This is a genomic window from Kiritimatiellia bacterium (genome assembly GCA_028715905.1).
Lineage (GTDB): Bacteria > Verrucomicrobiota > Kiritimatiellia > JAAZAB01 > JAAZAB01 > JAQUQV01.
Window position 1 is genome coordinate 1 of sequence record JAQUQV010000032.1, and the last position, 18,605, is coordinate 18,605.

15 protein-coding genes are annotated in these 18,605 nt (G+C 57.7%); 9 read left to right on the forward strand and 6 right to left on the reverse strand.

Annotated features, from left to right (window positions below):
• The first annotated feature begins 263 nt into the window (after positions 1-263).
• The 3 genes from PHP98_07420 to trpC all read left to right on the forward strand — a co-directional run bounded on the left by PHP98_07420 (position 264) and on the right by trpC (position 3,054).
• Positions 264-1,184, forward strand: a complete 921-nt coding sequence (locus PHP98_07420) for a hypothetical protein (protein ID MDD5483464.1) — start codon at positions 264-266, stop codon at positions 1,182-1,184.
• Positions 1,185-1,237: 53 nt separating this feature from the next.
• Entirely contained in the window at positions 1,238-2,161 is a 924-nt protein-coding gene (locus PHP98_07425) for a bifunctional methionine sulfoxide reductase B/A protein (protein MDD5483465.1), read from the forward strand.
• Positions 2,162-2,262: 101 nt separating this feature from the next.
• A complete protein-coding gene (gene trpC, locus PHP98_07430; protein ID MDD5483466.1) occupies positions 2,263-3,054 on the forward strand; it encodes an indole-3-glycerol phosphate synthase TrpC in 792 nt (263 codons plus the stop codon).
• 29 nt (positions 3,055-3,083) lie between these two features.
• Here the strand turns inward: trpC and PHP98_07435 are convergent, their stop codons facing one another.
• Positions 3,084-4,049, reverse strand: coding sequence for a hypothetical protein (locus PHP98_07435; protein ID MDD5483467.1), 966 nt, complete (start codon positions 4,047-4,049; stop codon positions 3,084-3,086).
• 90 nt (positions 4,050-4,139) lie between these two features.
• Here PHP98_07435 and PHP98_07440 point away from each other — a divergent pair, with 90 nt between their 5' ends.
• Positions 4,140-4,463, forward strand: coding sequence for a divalent-cation tolerance protein CutA (locus PHP98_07440; GenBank protein ID MDD5483468.1), 324 nt, complete (start codon positions 4,140-4,142; stop codon positions 4,461-4,463).
• Between the two features lie 17 nt (positions 4,464-4,480).
• A complete protein-coding gene (gene thiD, locus PHP98_07445; protein MDD5483469.1) occupies positions 4,481-5,236 on the forward strand; it encodes a bifunctional hydroxymethylpyrimidine kinase/phosphomethylpyrimidine kinase in 756 nt (251 codons plus the stop codon).
• Here thiD and PHP98_07450 read toward each other — a convergent pair.
• The 4 genes from PHP98_07450 to PHP98_07465 are packed head-to-tail and all read right to left on the reverse strand — an operon-like array spanning position 5,217 to position 9,798.
• A complete protein-coding gene (locus PHP98_07450) occupies positions 5,217-6,122 on the reverse strand; it encodes an HAD hydrolase-like protein (GenBank protein ID MDD5483470.1) in 906 nt (301 codons plus the stop codon). The genes thiD and PHP98_07450 overlap by 20 nt on opposite strands.
• 7 nt (positions 6,123-6,129) lie before the next feature.
• Entirely contained in the window at positions 6,130-7,590 is a 1,461-nt protein-coding gene (locus tag PHP98_07455; GenBank protein MDD5483471.1) for a hypothetical protein, read from the reverse strand.
• Positions 7,587-8,633 carry a glucosyl-3-phosphoglycerate synthase gene (locus tag PHP98_07460; GenBank protein MDD5483472.1) on the reverse strand — a complete coding sequence of 349 codons (1,047 nt, stop codon included), beginning with the start codon at positions 8,631-8,633 and terminating at the stop codon, positions 7,587-7,589. The genes PHP98_07455 and PHP98_07460 overlap by 4 nt, the downstream gene beginning before the upstream one ends.
• Positions 8,623-9,798 (reverse strand): peptidase, encoded by a 1,176-nt coding sequence (locus tag PHP98_07465; GenBank protein MDD5483473.1) that lies wholly within the window; start codon positions 9,796-9,798, stop codon positions 8,623-8,625. Before PHP98_07465 ends, PHP98_07460 begins: the two co-directional genes overlap by 11 nt.
• Before the next feature lie 225 nt (positions 9,799-10,023).
• On the opposite strand from PHP98_07465, the gene PHP98_07470 reads away from it, so the two are divergent.
• The 3 genes from PHP98_07470 to PHP98_07480 are packed head-to-tail and all read left to right on the forward strand — an operon-like array spanning position 10,024 to position 14,032.
• Positions 10,024-10,914: a glycosyltransferase family 2 protein gene (locus PHP98_07470; GenBank protein MDD5483474.1), complete on the forward strand. Its 891-nt coding sequence runs from the start codon at positions 10,024-10,026 to the stop codon at positions 10,912-10,914.
• 51 nt (positions 10,915-10,965) lie between these two features.
• Positions 10,966-12,561: a murein biosynthesis integral membrane protein MurJ gene (gene murJ / locus PHP98_07475; protein MDD5483475.1), complete on the forward strand. Its 1,596-nt coding sequence runs from the start codon at positions 10,966-10,968 to the stop codon at positions 12,559-12,561.
• On the forward strand, positions 12,545-14,032 hold the full coding sequence (locus tag PHP98_07480; GenBank protein MDD5483476.1) for an excinuclease ABC subunit UvrC: 1,488 nt from the start codon (positions 12,545-12,547) through the stop codon (positions 14,030-14,032). Before murJ ends, PHP98_07480 begins: the two co-directional genes overlap by 17 nt.
• A gap of 39 nt (positions 14,033-14,071) precedes the next feature.
• Here the strand turns inward: PHP98_07480 and PHP98_07485 are convergent, their stop codons facing one another.
• A complete protein-coding gene (locus PHP98_07485) occupies positions 14,072-16,882 on the reverse strand; it encodes an AAC(3) family N-acetyltransferase (protein ID MDD5483477.1) in 2,811 nt (936 codons plus the stop codon).
• A gap of 253 nt (positions 16,883-17,135) precedes the next feature.
• Here PHP98_07485 and PHP98_07490 point away from each other — a divergent pair, with 253 nt between their 5' ends.
• Entirely contained in the window at positions 17,136-18,434 is a 1,299-nt protein-coding gene (locus tag PHP98_07490) for an aconitase/3-isopropylmalate dehydratase large subunit family protein (GenBank protein ID MDD5483478.1), read from the forward strand.
• The last annotated feature ends 171 nt before the right edge of the window (positions 18,435-18,605 follow it).

Sequence of the window (18,605 nt, forward strand, 5' to 3'; positions counted from 1 at the left end):
CCGGAGGCAAACATTGCGGCGATTAAAAACCATGCCCGGGCGCGGATAAGGAAAGAATTGAGCCGATTTTTCATTACGCTGCAATGATATCCGCGGCCCCGCAAAATTCAAGACATGATTCAATGATTGACTGCCGGCGTGCGATTTGTTTTTATCCTCTGCCGCCTTCCATGCAGGCCGGGCCGGGCGGAGACAAGACGGAAAAACCCGAAAAAACAGAATTAAACACGAACTAAACGCCCCGCAGGGGCGTCAAAAGTGTTATGAAGGCAAAAATACTGAAAAACAGGGGCGAGCTGTTCGTTGCCACGCTCGTTCTGCCTTCGCGGTCGGAACATTGCCTGACAACATCCGGGCATAATGTTCCATGCTGGAACAACTTCGTTATAGCCGGAACCGAAGCCAAACCGGTGAAAATGAACGGCCGTGAAATGGTATTAATTTATGAGGATGAAGACGCGCGGTACTGCCGTTTGCGCTGTTTTCATCCGGAAAATCCTGACACCGGCGCCGGCGAACAGGCCCGCGCGGTTTTTACGGCGATGAAAGCAGCGCTGGAAAAAAACGGATTTGCGTTCACCGATACGGTCCGCACCTGGTTCACGCTGGACAACCTGCTGGAATGGTACCCGGACTTCAACCGCGTGCGCACGAAATTCTTCAGCGAGAACGGGATCTTCGCCGGGCTGGTTCCGGCCAGCACGGGCATAGGCGGGGCGAACAAATACGGGGCCGCGTTGGTTGCCGACCTGCTGGCCGTCCGGCCGAAAACAAGCCGGGTAACAATCAAAGCCCTTCCCTCCCCCATGCAGCCGCCGGCCGCGAATTATAAAAGTTCGTTCAGCCGCGCGGTTGAAATGGGATTTGCGACGCACCGTATCCTTTTGATTTCCGGCACGGCAAGCATTGCTCCCGACGGCCAGAGCGCGCACGCCGGCGACGCAGCGCGCCAGATCGCCCTGACCATGCGCGTGGTCCAGGCCTTGTTGCGCTCACGCCGCATGGCCTGGAACGACCTTTTCCGCGGGATCGCCTATTTCAAAGACATGGCCGCCCGCCCGCTCTTTGACCGCTATTGCCGGAAACACGGTCTGCCCGCGTTTTCACTCGCGGTCGCCCAACGCGATATCTGCCGCCGCGAGCTTTTGTTTGAAATTGAACTGGATGCCGTCAAAATAAAATAAGCGGCGGTTATGCCATGAAATCAGTCTGGCTTACGGTGATTTTTGCGTTGTCAATGCTGGCGGAACCGGCCGGGGCGCAGGAAAAAAACAAAATGAAAACATGGCGGAAATTGACGCCCGATGAGGAAGAAGTCATCGTGAAGAAGGGCACCGAAAGGCCCTTCAGCGGGCGTTTCTATGATTTTTATGAGCCCGGCGTCTATGTCTGCCGCCGGTGCGGGGCCGCTCTCTACCGTTCCGCCGATAAGTTCAAGGCAAAGTGCGGCTGGCCGAGTTTTGACGCCGAAATCCCGGGGGCCGTTCTGCGCCGGCCGGATGCGGATGGACAACGCACGGAAATCCTCTGCGCCCACTGCGAAGCTCACTTGGGCCATGTGTTCTCCGGCGAGCGGCTGACGCCCCGCAACACGCGCCACTGCGTGAACTCGCTTTCCATGGATTTCGTGCCCCGGGCCGACCTGGTTAAATATTTTGAACGGGCGATATTTGCCGGCGGTTGTTTCTGGGGAGTGGAATATTACATGGAAGAGTTCCCCGGAGTGGCGCAGACAACCGCCGGGTACACGGGCGGCCGGACGGAGCGCCCCTCCTATGAGGAAGTTTGCGGCCATAAGACCGGCCATGCCGAGGCGGTGGAAGCGCTTTATGATCCCCGGCAAACTTCCTATGAAAAGCTGGCGCGGCTCTTCTTTGAGATTCACGATCCAACCCAGCTGGACCGGCAAGGACCGGATATGGGCGATCAATACCGCTCAAATATTTTCTACGTCAGCGCGGAGCAAAAAAAGACAGCCGAAAAACTTATCGGCGATTTGAAGGAAAAAGGATGGGACGTTGTCACGCGCCTTGACCCGGCGGGGGTATTCTGGCGGGCGGAAGATTATCACCAGCGCTATTATCGGCGCAACGGAATGTTGCCGGGCTGCCACCGGCCCGAACCGCGTTTTGACAAAGGCCCGGAAATTTTGCGCCCATAGCTTTGCGTTGCCGTGTATATGCCGGCCGCAAAAGGCGGAGGCGTCTGGACAACTAACGGAAAATGCGGTAAGAGTAGCCGCGGAGTTGCGGTTGATGACGCATGCATGATTTTCTTAAAAAAATAATCGCCGCGCGGCGGCGCGACATTGCGGAAGCGGAGAAACAAATTCCGCTCGCGGTTCTGCGGAAAGCGGCCAAAGCAAAACAACCGCCCAGGTCGCTCATGGCCCGTTTGCAAACCGCTCCGCAAGGCCGGCCCGCCAATATCATCGCCGAAATGAAACGCGCCAGTCCTTCGGAAGGCGAAATTGCAACGAACCTGAATCCGGCCGCCCTCGCCCGCGAATATGAAGCGGCGGGCGCGGCCGCGATTTCGGTCCTCACGGAACCGCATTATTTCAGGGGCAAAGACTCCGACCTCCGGGAAGCGCGCCGGGCCGTGAAAATCCCCGTCTTGCGAAAGGATTTCACGGTGGCGCCGTGGCAGGTCTACCAGTCGGCCGTTCTGGGAGCGGACGTTATCCTGCTTATCGCCGCCGCGCTGCCCCCGGCTTCATTAAAAGAGCTTTATCGCGCGAGCGAGGAAGCGGGACTGGAGGCGATTATAGAAGTTCACTCCCTGCCGGAGCTGGAAACAGCCCTCCGTTTTCCGCGCGCAATTATCGGCGTCAACAACCGCAACCTGGCGACCTTGAAAACGGATATCGCCGCCGCGGTCAAGCTGGCGGATTCAATTCCGGAATCCCGCGTTGCCATCGCGGAAAGCGGAATCAGAAGCCGGCGCGAAATAACGCTTCTCGCGGAACTGGATTACCGCGGGTTTCTGGTTGGGACTTCGCTTCTTAAATCCAAATCGCCCGGCGCGGCTGTGAAAAAACTGGCCGGCATCTGAATGCGCGGGAAAGCGGGCCGGCTCTTATTTCAGGCGTGTTTTTGCCTCCGGTTTTCCTTTTTCCGGCCCGGTTTCTTTTTTTCCGGAAAAAGATAATCAAGAAAACATCCTAGCACGCGCGCATTCTCGGGCGCCGACATAACCGCATCCGGGTCGGTTTCAATGATCCAGTAACGGTTTGTTTTTTCGCTTGCGATAAAGTCCACACCGAGAACGGCGAGGCCGAACAAGCTGGCCGCTTTCTGGCCGGCGCGCACAAGGTCGGCATCAACGGAGTCCGTTATGTCCTCGGCAATTCCGCCGGCATGATAATTTGCGGCGCGCCGGACCTTAATAATCTGTCCCTCGCGCGGCACGCTGTTGAAGGTAAGACCGTCTGAAGACAACGTCCGGCGGGTTTCATGGTCCATCGGGATGATGCAACCGGTATCGGCCCGGTGATTTTCGGCGTTCTGCAATTGAATCAGTCGCCGGATACAGCTCTTTCCGTCGCCGGTAACGCGCGCCGGCTGGCGGCGGATGGCTGCGGCCAGAAAACCATTGATGAAAATCAGGCGGTGGTTTGCGCCTTCCAGATATTCCTCCAGGATAATATCTTCGCCGTACCGCCGCGCGCGCAAAACCGCCTGCCGCAGTTCGCTGGTGGTCCGGACCGCCGCCGCCAGCCCGCGGCCGCCCCATTCACGGCATGGTTTCACCACGATTGACTTGTATTTCTGGAGAAATTCCTGAGCCTTCTCAAAGCCGGAATATTTTATTTGCTTCGGAACGGGGAAACCGTAACGTCCCAGAAAACGATTGGCGAGATGCTTGTCGCCGGCCAGTTGGAACGAAACCGCCCCCACCCTGTCGGTCAACAGATTGGAGCAACGCACGCTCGCGCCGCCGCGTTTCAGCACAAAAACCGGCGTCTCGCGGTCAATAAAATCAACGCCGATGCCGCGTTTCCGGGCCTCGTTTGCGATCATTCTGCCGTTGCTTGTCTTGGCCTTCATTTTGAAGGGCGATATTGCTGTCCGGAAACTAAAAGTCAAGCATGAAAATGAGCTTGCCGGACGCGCCGGGCCGGCTTATCATTAGAGTTTATGACTTTCCGCACTATAACAATTGTGCAGACCACGGTCGCATCAAAGACACAGGCGCGGAAGCTGGCCCGGCTCATTCTCCAGCATCACCTGGGCGCATGTGTCCAGACCGCGCCGATCGGAAGCGTCTACCGCTGGCGCGGCAAAAACGAAGCGGGCGACGAACTGCTGGTCTCGGTCAAAACAAGGCAAAGCGCCGCCGCCAAACTGGTTGTTTTCATCAAAAAACATCATCCATATGAACTGCCGGAAATTATTGTCCTGAAAGTCAGAGCCGGCCGTGAGTATGCCGGCTGGGTTGACCGGGAGACGCAAGGTTTTTAATCTGCGGTTCGCATGCCATGCGTGGAAAAAAAAACATCCCGCTTGTGCTCACAATCGCCGGATCCGACAGCGGCGGCGGCGCCGGCATTCAGGCGGATTTAAGGACTTTTGCCGATTTCAATGTGGCCGGCGCTTCGGCAATAACCTGTTTGACCGCTCAAAATCCGCATGAAATTTCAGCCGTTCAGCCCGCCTCCCCGGCCATGGTTACCGCGCAGATCAGCGCGGTCTGCGGGTATTTTCCGGTGGCCGGAGTAAAAACCGGCATGCTTTGCAACCGGCGCATAGCGGCGGCGGCGGCCCGGGAAATCAAGCGACGGAAATTTAAATTCATTGTCGTTGACCCGGTCTGCCGCGCCACTTCCGGCCGTCCGCTCCTGACAAAAGACGGTTTCAACCTGCTCTGCACGGAGCTTTTCCCGCGGGCAACGGTCATAACGCCGAATATACCCGAGGCGGAAATGATATTGAACCGGCGGATTTTGACTTACGCGGACCAGCGCGCGGCGGCCCTTGAACTGAGCGGAAAATTCGGGAGCGCGTGCATTATCAAGGGCGGCCATATGCCGGGCGAAGAGATTGCCGACGTCTTTTGCCGGAACAACCGGCTTTATTCATTCTGGTCGCGCCGGATGCATAAAAGTCTCCACGGAAGCGGCTGTATTTATGCCGCGGCCGTTGCGGCCTGCCTGGCGCGCGGACTTGGCCTCAAAAGCGCGGCCAATATCGCCCGGAAATATATTGTCAAGATGATCATGGCCCGGGGACAATAATTTTCATGAGCTGCGGCCAGCCGGTTATGACCGGCCAGCGGCGCGAGGAAATCCGCCGCCGGTCATCCGGGCTCAAACGGCAGGCGCGGCGATCGCCGGCAAAGAGCACCGCCCGGCAGCCGCAGGCCAACGCCGGCCGGACGTCGTTGGCAATGCTGTTGCCGATCATGACCGCCTCCGGCGGCTTGATGCCGCAAGATTTTTCCAGGGCCGCCAGGGCGCGTTGATACAATTCCGGACCCGGCTTGGCCTCGCGATGCTCATAGGACCAGAAACATAACGATGGCTTGAACCATGAACGCCATTTTTCCCCCAGCAGCGCCGTCAGGGCCAGGGGAGTGTAAAACTGGGCGTTGGAAACTATGCCTAATTGCACGCCCGCCGCGGCCAGTGCGCACAGGGTTTCTTCCAGGCCCGGCATGGGCCAGGCCGGATTGATCCGGTTTTCATATTCAACCGCGAGGCGGCTTATCTTCCGGCCGTTCAACGCCGGAAAACGCTTTGCATTCCGGGAAAGGCCGGCCAGCGTTTGTTTCCAGATTGTCCGCACATCCACTTCCGGATATGCAATTCCTTGTTTTTTCAGCCGGTCTTGTTCGCCGGCCAATACCGCATTAAAGCGATTCACGCCCGCAACTGCCGCGGCCGGGTCTATTTCCACCCCCAAACTCCGCAAAGATTCCCGAAAGGCCGCCGGAAGGTCCGGGCAGGAGTAATTATCGGACAAACCATTGGCGCTTGAGGCAAGCATGGTCCCGTAAACATCGCAGAGGACGGCGCGCACGCCGTCCAGCCGCATGAGACACGGGGAGATATCAGCGGCGGCGGCCAGCGGCGCGTTAAACCCGCGAATGAGCTTGATTAATGAAATTTCTTCGGAATTCATAACCGGTTTATGTGCGCAACAGGTTAAAACGCGCCGGATCAAGTATCCGGGCCAGCAAAGCCTCCATCGGGAGCGCTTGCACCGGACCGGATGGCGCCGCCATGATTTCTCCGTAAATCGCGGCCAGCCGTTTTCCGTATGAATCCAGGCTGAATTGTTCCCGGACGCGGGAAGCGTTCGCGGGCACGGCCCGGCGCGCTTGCTCTGCGGGAACAGCCGAATGGTGAAGCTCGTCTTTGCGCGAGGCGCATTTTTGCAGCAAACCGATGACCTCGGCCTGTGTATTTTCGTCCAGCCGGCCGAAATCAATCGTGCCGGCATCATCCGCCGCGGCTCCCCAGGCCCGCGCAACCGCATCGGCGGAAGGCTCCTGCCCGTAAGCGCGCCATGTTTCGCGCAGGCGCAAGCGCATCTGATTCTTCAAGCCGTCCGCGTCCAGCCATTTTAACGGCACGGCCAGGCGCGGATAGAGCATTGATAAATCAATTCCGGACGATTTCAAATCGCGGGTGATCTCGGGCAAATCCCGGCCGACCAGCGGCAGGCCGGCCAGCCAAGGCTCAAGAAAGGCCAGGCCGAACCCTTCCGCCACGCTGGTGGTAAAAGCGCCGTTGCCCTGCCGCCACCAGGGAATATCGCCCGCAGAACCGGCGCGCAGTCCGGCCTCAAATTCAACCGGCAGTTTCCAGCCGGCGGCAAGAAATTTCCAGCGCTCATAAACGGCGCAATCAACGGGATTGGTCGGCGCCAGCGTGAGGGCGTATTGCTCGCCGCCTTTTGACAAGACGGCCCATAAAAGGAATTCGCCGATGTTTTTCCTGCGGATGGCGCGGGTGGGATAAACCCATCTTGCCGGGCCGGCTTGTTTTGAAAGAGTTTCGCCGCCGGGCAAAAAGACCGCGTTCGGCAGCCAGTGCACGCGCCGCGCATCGGCCCCGGCTGCAAGCAGCCACCCCTCGTCCCGGCGGTTCAAGACGGCATAATGCACATGAGCGGCCTGGGGATATAACGGCAGATTCTGCCATGCGCCGCCGGCGCCAAACGACGTTTTGAGCCGCCCGTAATTGGCGGGCCGGCCGTCTTCGGCAAAATCATGAATCTGCAGGAGGATGCGCCGTCCCTCAACGGCCAACCCGGCAACGGCGGCGGTCAAAACCGGGTTTTTTCCAAGGGCATGGTTATGGATATGCCAAATGTCCGGCGCGCCGTCCAAGGCGGCGGCCGCGGCTGTTTTCAAACGTTCCGCCAGCAAGTCCGGCGGTAAGGAAGAATCCGCTTCGCCGTAATCAAGTCCTTCCACGCAGCGGAAATGCCCATCCGCGCAAACCCGGCCGGGCGGCTGGCCGGTCAGGGCGACGGCGGCAATATTCAAACGCCGCAGGGCGGCGATTGCGTTCCGGATGACGTTGGTTACTCCCCCCGGGCGGCAGTGGTAGTGGACAATGGCCGTTCTCAAAGCAGGCTTCATGGATGACGGCCGAAACGCTTCTGATAGGCCGGATGATTTATCATGGGCGGGCGCTCATATTCCGGAATGGCCGCATCCACCGGTTCATAACCGTTTTCCCGCCATTGAAACTGGCGCATAACATGGCTGATTTCCGGCAAACCTTCAATAATGCGCAAATTCTCGCAACGGCGTAAAAAGGTCTGCAATATTCCGAAGGCCATTTTCCCCAGGGCCTGGATGGACTGATTGCGATGGACCCGCTGGTCAAGATCGGTCTGCGCCAGGGCCGGCATCCCCCATTGCCGGTAGATATCAATCAAATGCGATGTTTCCACCCCGTAACCAATGGGGAACGGAATGCGTTCCAGCACCGCGCGGCGGGCGGCATATTCCCCGGAAAGCGGCTGGATAACCGCGGTCAATTCCGGAAAAAAAAGGGAAAACAGCGGCCGGATCAGTATCTCCGTCACCCTTCCCCCGCCGGCCGTCCGGACATTTTTTGAAGTGGTCAGGGGGCGGTCATAAAAAGCCTTGACGTACTGAATCTCCGGATTGAACAGGAGCGGCCCGATCAGCCCGTAGACGAAACGGGCGTGAATGTTTTTAATGTCGGCGTCAACATACACGATGATATCGCCCCGGAGCTGGTAGATGGCCTTCCAGAGGTTTTCGCCCTTGCCTTTTTGCGCTCCCTGGTCGGGCAGAATGTCGGCGGCGGCGTAAACGGAAGCGCCGAATGATTTCGCAATCTCACAGGTGGCGTCCGTGGACCCGGAATCAATGACCGCGATTTCGTCCAGCAGCGGGTAACGGGTCATCAATTCCGATTTGAAAATGACTATTTCCTTTCCGATCGTGGTTTCCTCGTTGAGGGTCGGCAGACACAGCGAGATTTTCACGCCGCTTTTCCGCTTGGCTTCCACCAGCCGTTTCAGGTCGGCGAACTGCGCGTGATGAAAGGTGTTTTTGGCCAGCCATTCGCGGATATTCTTCGGTGTGGAAATCGCGGGCTGGCGCGGCGCGGGCCGGCGCCACGGCAAATGCCAGAAATTACTTTTCATTTGAAACCCCCTCGTCCATTGCCAGGAGGACGCCCGCAAGCTGGGTCAACCCGTTCCACATGGCGGGAATGCTGACCGCCTCGTAAGCCTCCTCAAGCTCGCCGCGCCGCTGGCCGGTTGTAAAACCCAGGGTAACGGCCGGTATCTTGCGGTCGGCAAAACAGGCCAGGGCGGAGGTGGTGGGATACAGCATGGATTGAATGCCCATGGCAGAGTGAACCGCGCGGACCTGACGCACCAGCGGATGCGCGATATCCAGTCCGCCCGGCTGGCGCCGCGCGAAAATATTCAGCCGGACATGCACCCCGGAATTGGCCGCCACTTCGTTCGTGATGTCGTCTAATTGCGCGGCCAGTTGATCCAGGATCTCGGCCGATTCGCTCCGGACTTCAAAACTGAGCGTTGTCTGGCGGGCGATATTCCGATAGGTAAAGCCGCCGAAGAGTTTGCCGAGAATGATGCTTGTCTGCGGCCGGCGCGGGAGGGGGATGCGATTGATGCGGTTGATGACATCCGTCATGGGAATGATGGAACCCGTGGCGCCAAACTGCGACCAATCGTAATCATCGGGCACTTTGGTCGTCAGGTCCGCCATTAACAATCCCAGGCAGGAATAATTGAGCCGCCCAAGCTGCACACCTTCAACGACCAGGCCCGATTGAATCGGCATCGGCGCGCGGTCCAGCAGATAGCGCAGTCCTTCCAGATTGCTGGTATGCAGCATACGCGCCGTGCCGGATAGAATCAGATTGGATTTCAGGCGTATTTGCAAACGCTCCAGCAACGCCGGCAGAGAAAGCAACGCCGCCAGCGCCGGGCTGTTATCGCCGACAAAAGGGCCGATCACCTCATCGGAATGCATCTGGATAACCGGCACGCTCTCCAGGGGGAACATGGTGTCGGCATTGGCGGTCAGCAGGATGGTCCGTTTGCCTTCCGTTCCATAAAGAACCCCCAATCCGTTGCCGAGATCGTCAATCGCGGCATGCTGCAGGCCAAATTCAGAAAAACGCTCCACGAGCAGTGAAATCCGGCGGCTTTCCTGCGAGGTCGGCGCCGGCGCTTCGCCCAGCATGACCAGATTGGCGAGCACCACTTCCCGCATGGCGGCGGCCGCCTCGCGGATGCGCGGCAATTCCGGCAAAATGTTTTCCATGACAGCCATTGATGCTCCCTTTTCCAATTATAAACCGGATTAAGTTTATTGCGCGCGCGCGCCGTTGCCAATAAAAAAATAAGTTTTTTTGCCGACGCTATAATCGCTTGCATTCATGCCAACCGCCGGCTAACATTCTCATTTTAAACGGCCCGCGAGGGGGCATTGCGGAAAAGCGCGGCGCGCCGGGATTCGCAACGAAAAATAAGCCGCAGAAACACGAAAAATTCTGTTATGCGCGACAAAATATCGGCCTGTTTGACGGTTGGCAACGAGGAAAACAACATCCGGCGCTGTTTGAACAGCCTTCGCTGGGCGGATGAGATCGTCGTTATTGACAGTTTCAGCAGGGACAAAACCGCGGAAATCTGCCGGGAGTACACGGACCGCGTTTACCAGCACGAGTGGCTGGGATACGTCGGCCAGAAGGAATTGATCAAGAAAATGGCGGTTAACCCCTGGATTCTGTTTATTGACGCCGACGAAGAAGTCTCCGACGAATTAAGGGACCAGATTCTGCATGAATTTGAAAGCGGCCATAACCGGAAATACGTGGGATACGAGTTCCCCCGGAAGGTTTTTTTTCTCGGCACCTGGATTACGCACGGCGAATGGTGGCCGGATATTAAAATGCGCCTCTTTCTCAAGGAGAACGGCGTCTGCACCGGACAGGAACCGCACGATCACGTCATTGTTAACGGCCCCGTCAAGCGCCTTTCCGGATGCCTGCACCATTATACTTATGACAATATTTCGGACCAGATTCACACCCTCAACCGGTTTTCAACCATAGCTTCCGAGAGCATGCGGAACGAGGGCCGGCGCTTTTCCATCATTGACCTCCTTTTCCGCCCTTTTTTCCGGTTTATCAAGGGATATATATTTAAACGCGGATTTCTGGACGGCTGCCGCGGATTTGTGATTGCGCTCATGAGTTCCATCGGTGTTTTTTACAAATACGCGAAATTATGGGAATTGAACCTGAATCAGATGCAGAGCGGCGACACGGCCGCAGGCCAAAGCGTTTCTCCGGAAAAGCCCGAAGAAAGAAGCCGGAAAGCGGAAAATGTGAAGTCGGAAGTCAGCGGGCAGAGTTCGGAGGCCGAAAACCGGAACAAAAAGTAAATCCGGCGTTTCGCTTTTTTCATCCCGGATTTCCCGCCTGAATGCTTGCCCATGGACAAGAAAAAAACAATCCGTTCGGCCGGCACCGTTGGTTTTTTTATTCTCCTCAGCCGCGCTTTAGGCCTTGTCCGCGACATGGCCATGGCCGCCTTTTTCGGCAGTTCAAAAACCATGGACGCCTTTGTGGTGGCATTCACCATCCCCAATCTGTTCCGCAGTCTGTTCGGCGAAGGCGCGCTTTCTTCGGCATTCGTGCCGGTCTTCACCGAAACGCTTGAAAAACAAGAGCGCGCAAAGGTCTGGCGTTTCGCCAACGACATGCTCTCGCTGCTGGCCGTCATTCTGGCGGCGATCGTGACGGCGCTGATCCTGCTCGTTTCCCTTCTTAAATTCTGCTGGCCGGCTTCCGAACGCATCATCATGATCTTTGATTTCACGCGGATCATGCTGCCTTACATGTTCTTCATCTGTCTGGCTGCATTTTTTTCCGCCATGCTCAACTCCCTGCGCCGTTTTTTCATGCCCGCGGCGACCTACGCCGCCCTTAACATCGTCATGCTCGCCGTGCTGTTTCTCGTCTGTCCCCGTCTTGACCCTTCCGGCAACGCGCGCATTCTGGCGGTTTCATGGGGGGTGATTTTAGCCGGCGCCATCCAATGGCTGATGCAAATTCCCGCGCTCTGGCGCTGCGGCTTCCGCCCGAAATTGAGTTTCAACTGGCGGGACGAACGCGTGCGGCGCGTCTGGCGGCTGATGGGCGCCGCCGCCCTCGGCATGGGCATCACGCAGATAAATGTTCTCATTGACCGCCTGATCGCCACCTTTATCGGCGAGGGCAGCCCCTCCTATCTCTATTACGCCGAACGCATCGTTTATTTCCCGCTCGGCATTTTCGGCACCGCCCTGGGCACGGTGCTGCTGCCGACCTTTTCGGCCCAGATGGCGCAAGCGCGCCCCGACCTTGTGCGCCAGACCCTCAACCATTCCCTGCGCCAGCTCGCGTTCCTCGTCCTGCCCGCGGCCATGGGCATGCTGGCGCTCGCCAAGCCCATCATCCGCGTCATTTATGAACACGGCGGATTTTCGCCGCAGGCCGCCGACATGACCGCCCTGGCCCTGGCAATCTACGCACCCGGCCTGATTGCCTTCAGTGTTTTGAAAATACTTATTCCGGTCTTTTACGCGCGGCAGGACATGAAAACGCCGGTGCGGGTCGGCATCGTCTGCGCCGGCCTGGGCGTTCTCCTCAAGCTTGTCCTGATGTGGCCGCTCAGACACGCCGGCATTGCCCTGGCGACCGTGATTGTCTCCACGATCCAGGCCGGCGCGCTGGCCGTGCTCATCCACCGCCGCTTCGGATCTCCCGGATGGAACGGCATATTCAATTCCGCCCTGAAAATTTTCGCGGCGGCGGCCGTCACGGCGGTTTTCGCGGCGCTGGTTATGCGCGCGGGCGAAGGGTTCCTCGTATCACAAGGCATGGGTGTTCAGCCCGCCCGGCTGCTGGCGCTCACGGCGGCAATCGGCCTGGCGGTCGCGGTCTACGGCCTGGCGGCCGTTTTTCTGCGCTGCCCTGAATTGAATGAGTTCCGGAACGCTTTGCGGCGCAAGTCCGGAGAGCAGAAAGAAAATGGATCTCAAATCTAAATTGCGTTCCCTGCCGGACAAACCCGGCTGTTACCTGATGCGCGACGGCTCCGGAAAAATCATTTACGTCGGCAAAGCCGCCTCGCTCCGCAAAAGGGTGCAATCCTATTTCCGCGCGGCCGCCCTGCGGAGCGCTCATGCCAGAACACGCAGTCTCATCCACAGCATCGCAGACCTGGACGTTATCATCGCCCGGAGCGAGGCGGACGCCGCGCTCACCGAAAGCAAGTTGATCAAGGATTACCGCCCGCGTTTCAACGTTCTCCTGCGGGATGACAAACGTTTTCCGCTGATAAGCATTGACCCGCGGCAGGAATGGCCGCGCTTCCAATTAAGCCGCATCCGGCGCGATGACGGGGCTCTTTATTTCGGCCCTTACGTTTCCTCCGCCGCGGCGCGCGCGGCCCTTGAATTCGTTGAAAAAAAATTCGGACTGCGCAAATGCGCCGTCCGCCTGCCGGACGAGGAAACCCACCGCCATTGCCTCAACGATATCATCCGCTTCTGTTCGGCACCGTGTCTCGGAAAAATCCCGCCGGCCGCCTACCGCGCGCGGCTTGAAGAAGCGCTGGCCTTTCTGCGCGGCGCGCGGCCGGCATTGCTTGATGAATTGCGCGTTGCCATGGATCAGGCGGCCGTGAAACTGGACTTTGAAAGAGCCGCCGTCATCCGCGACGCGCTCCATCTGCTTTCCACCGCCGTAAAGGAGCGCGCCCGGCTGGTTCATCCCCGCGGCGTTTCAGCCGAAAACGCGCTGGCCGGCGTGAAAACGCTTCAGCAGTTGCTCGGCCTGAAGCAGCCGCCGCTCCTGATTGAGGCGGTGGATATTTCAAACATTTCCGGCAAACACGCGGTCGGCAGCCTGGTCGCGGCCGTCGCGGGTGTCTGCCGGCCCGCGCTTTACCGCCGTTTCCGGATCACCACCCGCGATTCGGCCGATGATCCCGCCATGATGGCGGAAGTCGTTTCCCGGCATTTCAAGCGCCTGAAAACGGAAGGCGGAAAAACGCCGGAACTCCTGCTGGTTGACGGCGGCATCACCCAACTGCGCGCAGCGCAGACGGCTTTGCGGCGGCTTGGAATTAATTCAACGGCTGCGGCGGGGCTGGCGAAAAAATTTGAGGAAATTCACGTGGAAGCCGCCGGCCGCGCGCGCCGCTTGACTTTGCCCGGCAATTCCCCCGCCCTGCAGGTCTTGCAACGTCTCCGCGACGAAGCCCACCGTTTCGCGCACGCTTATCATCAGCGTTTGCGCGCAAAATTAATCCGCGAATCCGTGCTGGACGAAATCCCCGGCTTGGGCGCGCGGCGCAAACAGGAACTGATAACGCGCTTCGGATCGGCGCGCGCCATTGCCCGCGCCTCCGAGCGGAAAATCGCCGCCGTGCCGGGGGTCGGACCGGCGCTGGCGCGCCGGATCAGGACATTCTTAACGCCGTCCCGACGGTTGGTTCGGAAGCGTCCGGCATGAAACGTCCCGCCGCGAATGGATAATGCAAGCCGGCGGCGTCTATGCAAAATTCCCCGCAAACGCCGTGGTGTCCGGCCGCAGGCGTTGATTTTTAACATCCCAATCGCTCGCGCGCGCGGCCGGAACCTTGCGCGGGCGAATTTTGCATCCGGCGCATCCTTTGAATCCTCGCACGCGCCCGTGCAACAGGTCTTCCACCACCCGCCGGCAATCGCTCATCCGGAAAACAATCGCCGGCGCCTGCCCGATGCGCCCCTCGCGCAAAAGGCCCAGCTCGCGCATGCGGGAAATATAAATCTGCCGGCCGTCAATAAAGGGACATGGTTTTTCGCGCCACCCCCATGTCCGGCATTTTACCATTTCGCCCGAAGAAAGCCGGACCGGATATTCCTCGGTCCGCAATCCAAGGCAACGGACATGATTCGTCATTTCCACCACATGGTGAAAGGTGTTGGCCGTTGGACAATCAATTAAAATGACCCGGCCGCCGGCTTCTTCCAGAAGCCGCAGGGGGGATCCCTCTCCCATCGTCGGCACTTTATGATGATCTTTGACATAACGCAGGGCGTCCCTGCCCCATGCGGCAAAAGCATGCGCCGGATCCAGGGAGCGATAAACTCCTTTCATTTTCCAGAATGTGTCGGGCACGATGCCGTTGGTGGTCGGCGTTGTTGCAGGATCATAATAGCCCGGCGCGCCCGGCGCCGCTATGGCGTAATGATTAAAAGAGGGCATCATGACTATGCCGGCCGGCGTAACAAGCTCCATGAGCGCCCTGCAAACCGTCTCCGGCCCCCCCGCCACCTGCCCCATGCTGGAAAAAGAACAATGCAAGATGATTTTATCGCCCTTTTTGATGCCCAGCCGCTTCAATCCGTCTTGAATCTCCTTCTTGGTCAGAAATTTTTTATACCGCAGGCTGGCATAACCGTAACGGGCAAGCAAATCAAGGTAACGCAGCCAGGCGGATATTTCCTCTTCCGCAAGCTTCCGCCCGGTTTCCAGCGAAAACATTTCCAAAGCCTCAAGCAAATCGCGTTTCCCGTCCAACCAGTTGAATATCTGTTCAAAGTTGCGCGGCCGCCGCAAGCGCTCCCGGTACGGGACGCGCGCCAGGCAAAAGGGCATGCCCCTTCCCCTGCGTTTGACCACTATATTTTGCGCCAGGCGCTCGCGGCGCGTCAGGGCCGGCAAAGCCTCCGCGGCGGCGGGATTATTCTCCGGAACCTGCCGCCGGGGAACAACCGATGGGATATCATCCCTTTTAAGGGAACGTTCCTGGTCCCTAATCCGTTTTTCTTCCCCTTTCGCCACGGCCGTGATTTCCGCGTCCAGAGCGGCGAGATTGCCTTCCGCGGAAAAACGGCGGAAAGAGGCTATTCGTTTCTTCTGCCATTGGACCGCAAAGGACAGTTTCCGGCAGGCGCGTTCAAAAGGAATTTTTCGCCCGAGCAAATCATCCCGCAGGCATTTTGTTTCCGCCAATATTTCGCGCCGCGCCTCAATCGCGGCGTGCTGCTGCAGATTGCGGATTTCACTCCGGCCGGCGGACGCCAGAAAGGCGGCGTACGTGCTGACCGCGGAAACCACCTTTTTGCCCAATTCCCAATCGGTCATCCGGTCAAAGCTGTCATAAGAGGAGTGATGATATTTCCCGGGATGGGTCCATATCCACTGGCTGGGAATGCCGATCGTGCGGTCGGAAAGGAAGGTGTCATTGTCAAAATTGCCATGTTCCACGCACTTTGGATAATCTTTCAGGAAATAATCGGCGATGTCCCTGAAAAGGTAATCGCCGAAAAACGGCAGGCCGGACGGGCTCATGCGCACCCGCACGGGCAATCCGATCCGGTGGTAATCGTGGCAGATGCTGTCCATATTGACGGCGCACAAAACATTCCGGCGGTTTCGCGCGGAATTGAAATAATGCGAAAATCCATAAAGCTCCTGCGAGATCAGGAAACGCGTCTTCAGGCGGAAAGGCGGCAGTTTTTTTTGCCGGACAAGCGCATTGAAAATCCGGGCCATTTCAATCAAGGCGGCCATGCCGATCGCGTCATCCGGGATGAACGGCTCATAAGCGTGCGCATACAGCAATATTTCCGTTTCCTCGGCGCCGGGCAGGACGCCGGTAACGGAATAGATGGAGCCGTCATAAGCGCGGCTTTTGACTTCCAGATGAACCCGCACGCGCCCTTTGCAAAGCAGTTCCTCTAAAAACGCGCCCTTCCGCGGCGCGATTGAAAAACAGACCAGGGGTTTGTCCTCGCGGGTCTGATACCACCCGGGGAAGCCCCAGCCGTTGATCCAGTAAGCATGGTCGGGCGCATCCAGCGGCCCGGCCGAATAGGCCGAAATAACGCCCAGCCCATTCTTGTCCTGAACTTCGCGCCGTATTTCAGCCGGGTATTGATCGCGGACAAAAACGATCTTGCCGGCAAGGTCTTTTTCATTGCGCAACTGCGCAACGGTAACTACTTCCGCCTGAATGCCGCCGGGCGGCGTTGCGGCGCAGCGGTTGGCAACGCAAAGAAGATTATCGCGCAAATCCGCCAGAATTCTCTCGCTTTCCGGCAAAGCGGGCGAAACGATCATAAGACTGGCCCCGTCCACATCCCAGGCTTGCGGAATGGTGCAGTCCATGAAGGTTGACCTGCCGTCCGCCGGAATGGCAATTTGTTTCACGGCGGCCAGCCCCGCCGCCGCCATCTGCCGGCGGCAAAAATCAGCCGATTTTTTAAAATCGCGGTAACAACAGGTTCGCTCAAAGCCGTTGATCCGGCTGCTCATCAGCTTGATATTTTCAAGGCTTATTTCACGCTCAATCAAGGATGCGATTTGTTTATACATGTGTTCCTTTTTTTTAAATTAAAAAAAACAGGCGAATAACATTAATATAAACTTTTTTTTAACGCAAACAACTGAATTTATGCATTTTCTGCGATACGGCGGCGGAATCAAAACGCCTCTCTGCGCAAAATAAAATTTACATTGAAAACGGGCGATAATCCCGGCCAGGGGGGAATTTTACTTAAAATCGCATTGCCAAAGGATAAAAAATACGATAGTTTTCCATGAAACGGGTAAAAAACACGGTAATATCATGAAAATGACTATCACTGAAAAAATACTGGCGCGGGCGTCCGGACAGGCGCGCGTCCGGCCGGGCGACAACATCTGGGTCAACGCGGACATTCTGCTCACCCATGACATCTGCGGGCCGGGCACAATCGGTATTTTCCGGCGGGAGTTCGGGCGCGGGGCAAAGGTCTGGGACCGGGAAAAAGTCGTCATCCTGCCGGACCACTACATCTTCACCAAGGACGAGAAGGCGCACCGCAACGTTGCCACCCTGCGCGAATTTGCCGCGGAACAGAACCTGCCGTATTATTACGACGCCGGCACTGAAAATTACCGCGGCGTTTGCCATGTCGCCCTGCCCGAAGCCGGCCACGTCCGGCCCGGGGAAGTCATTTTCGGCACCGATTCGCACACCTGCACCCATGGCGCGCTGGGCGCTTTCGCAACCGGCATCGGCAACACCGACGCGGCCTTTGTCATGGGCACGGGCAAACTGCTTATAAAGGCGCCGCCGACCATTCGTTTTGTTTTAAACGGGAAAAAGCCGGATTACATCATGGGGAAAGACATTATCCTGCGCATTATCGGCGACCTGGGCGTGGAAGGCGCCGCTTATTGCGCCATGGAATTCTGCGGCGAGGCGCTCAAGGAGCTTTCCGTTGAAGAGCGCATGACAATTTGCAATATGGCCATTGAAGCCGGCGCCAAAAACGGGATCATTGCGCCGGACGATATTACCGTCGGCTACGTCCAAAGCCGGACCCAAAAGCCGTTCCCGCGTCTGGAAAGCGACGCCGGCGCTGAAGTTTCCGCTGAAAAAACTTACGACATTTCCTCTTTTGATCCCTGCCTCGCCCGGCCGCATTCGCCCGACAAATACGCCCCGGCCCGCGCGTTGCAGGCGGTGAAAGTGGACCGGGTTTATATCGGCTCATGCACCGGCGGAAAATTTTCCGATTTTGCGGCGGCCGCCCGGCTCATGCAGAACAGGAAAGTCTGCGTGGACACTTTCCTTGTCCCGGCCACCAGCGAAGTCGCCGGAAAAATCCGGCGGGAAAAAATCAATAATCAGACTTTGGAGGAAATATTCAAAACGGCCGGCTGTCTGGAAATCGCTCCGCCTTCCTGCGCCGCCTGCCTGGGCGGGCCGGACGACACTTTCGGCCGCACCCGGGGACGGGAAGTCGTCGTCAGCACCACCAACCGCAATTTTATCGGCCGGATGGGCTCCAAACAATCGCAAATTTATCTTGCTTCCCCTCTGACCGCGGCGGCCGCGGCGGTTGCGGGGAGGATCACTGATCCAAGAGAGATATTATGAATTTTCAATTGCCGATTTGCAATTTGCGATTTGGAAGACATAAGATTATGAATTTTCAATTGCCGATTTGCAATTTGCGATTTGGAAGACATAAGATTATGAATTTTCAATTGCCGATTTGCAATTTGCGATTTGGAAGACATAAGATTATGAATTTTCAATTGCCGATTT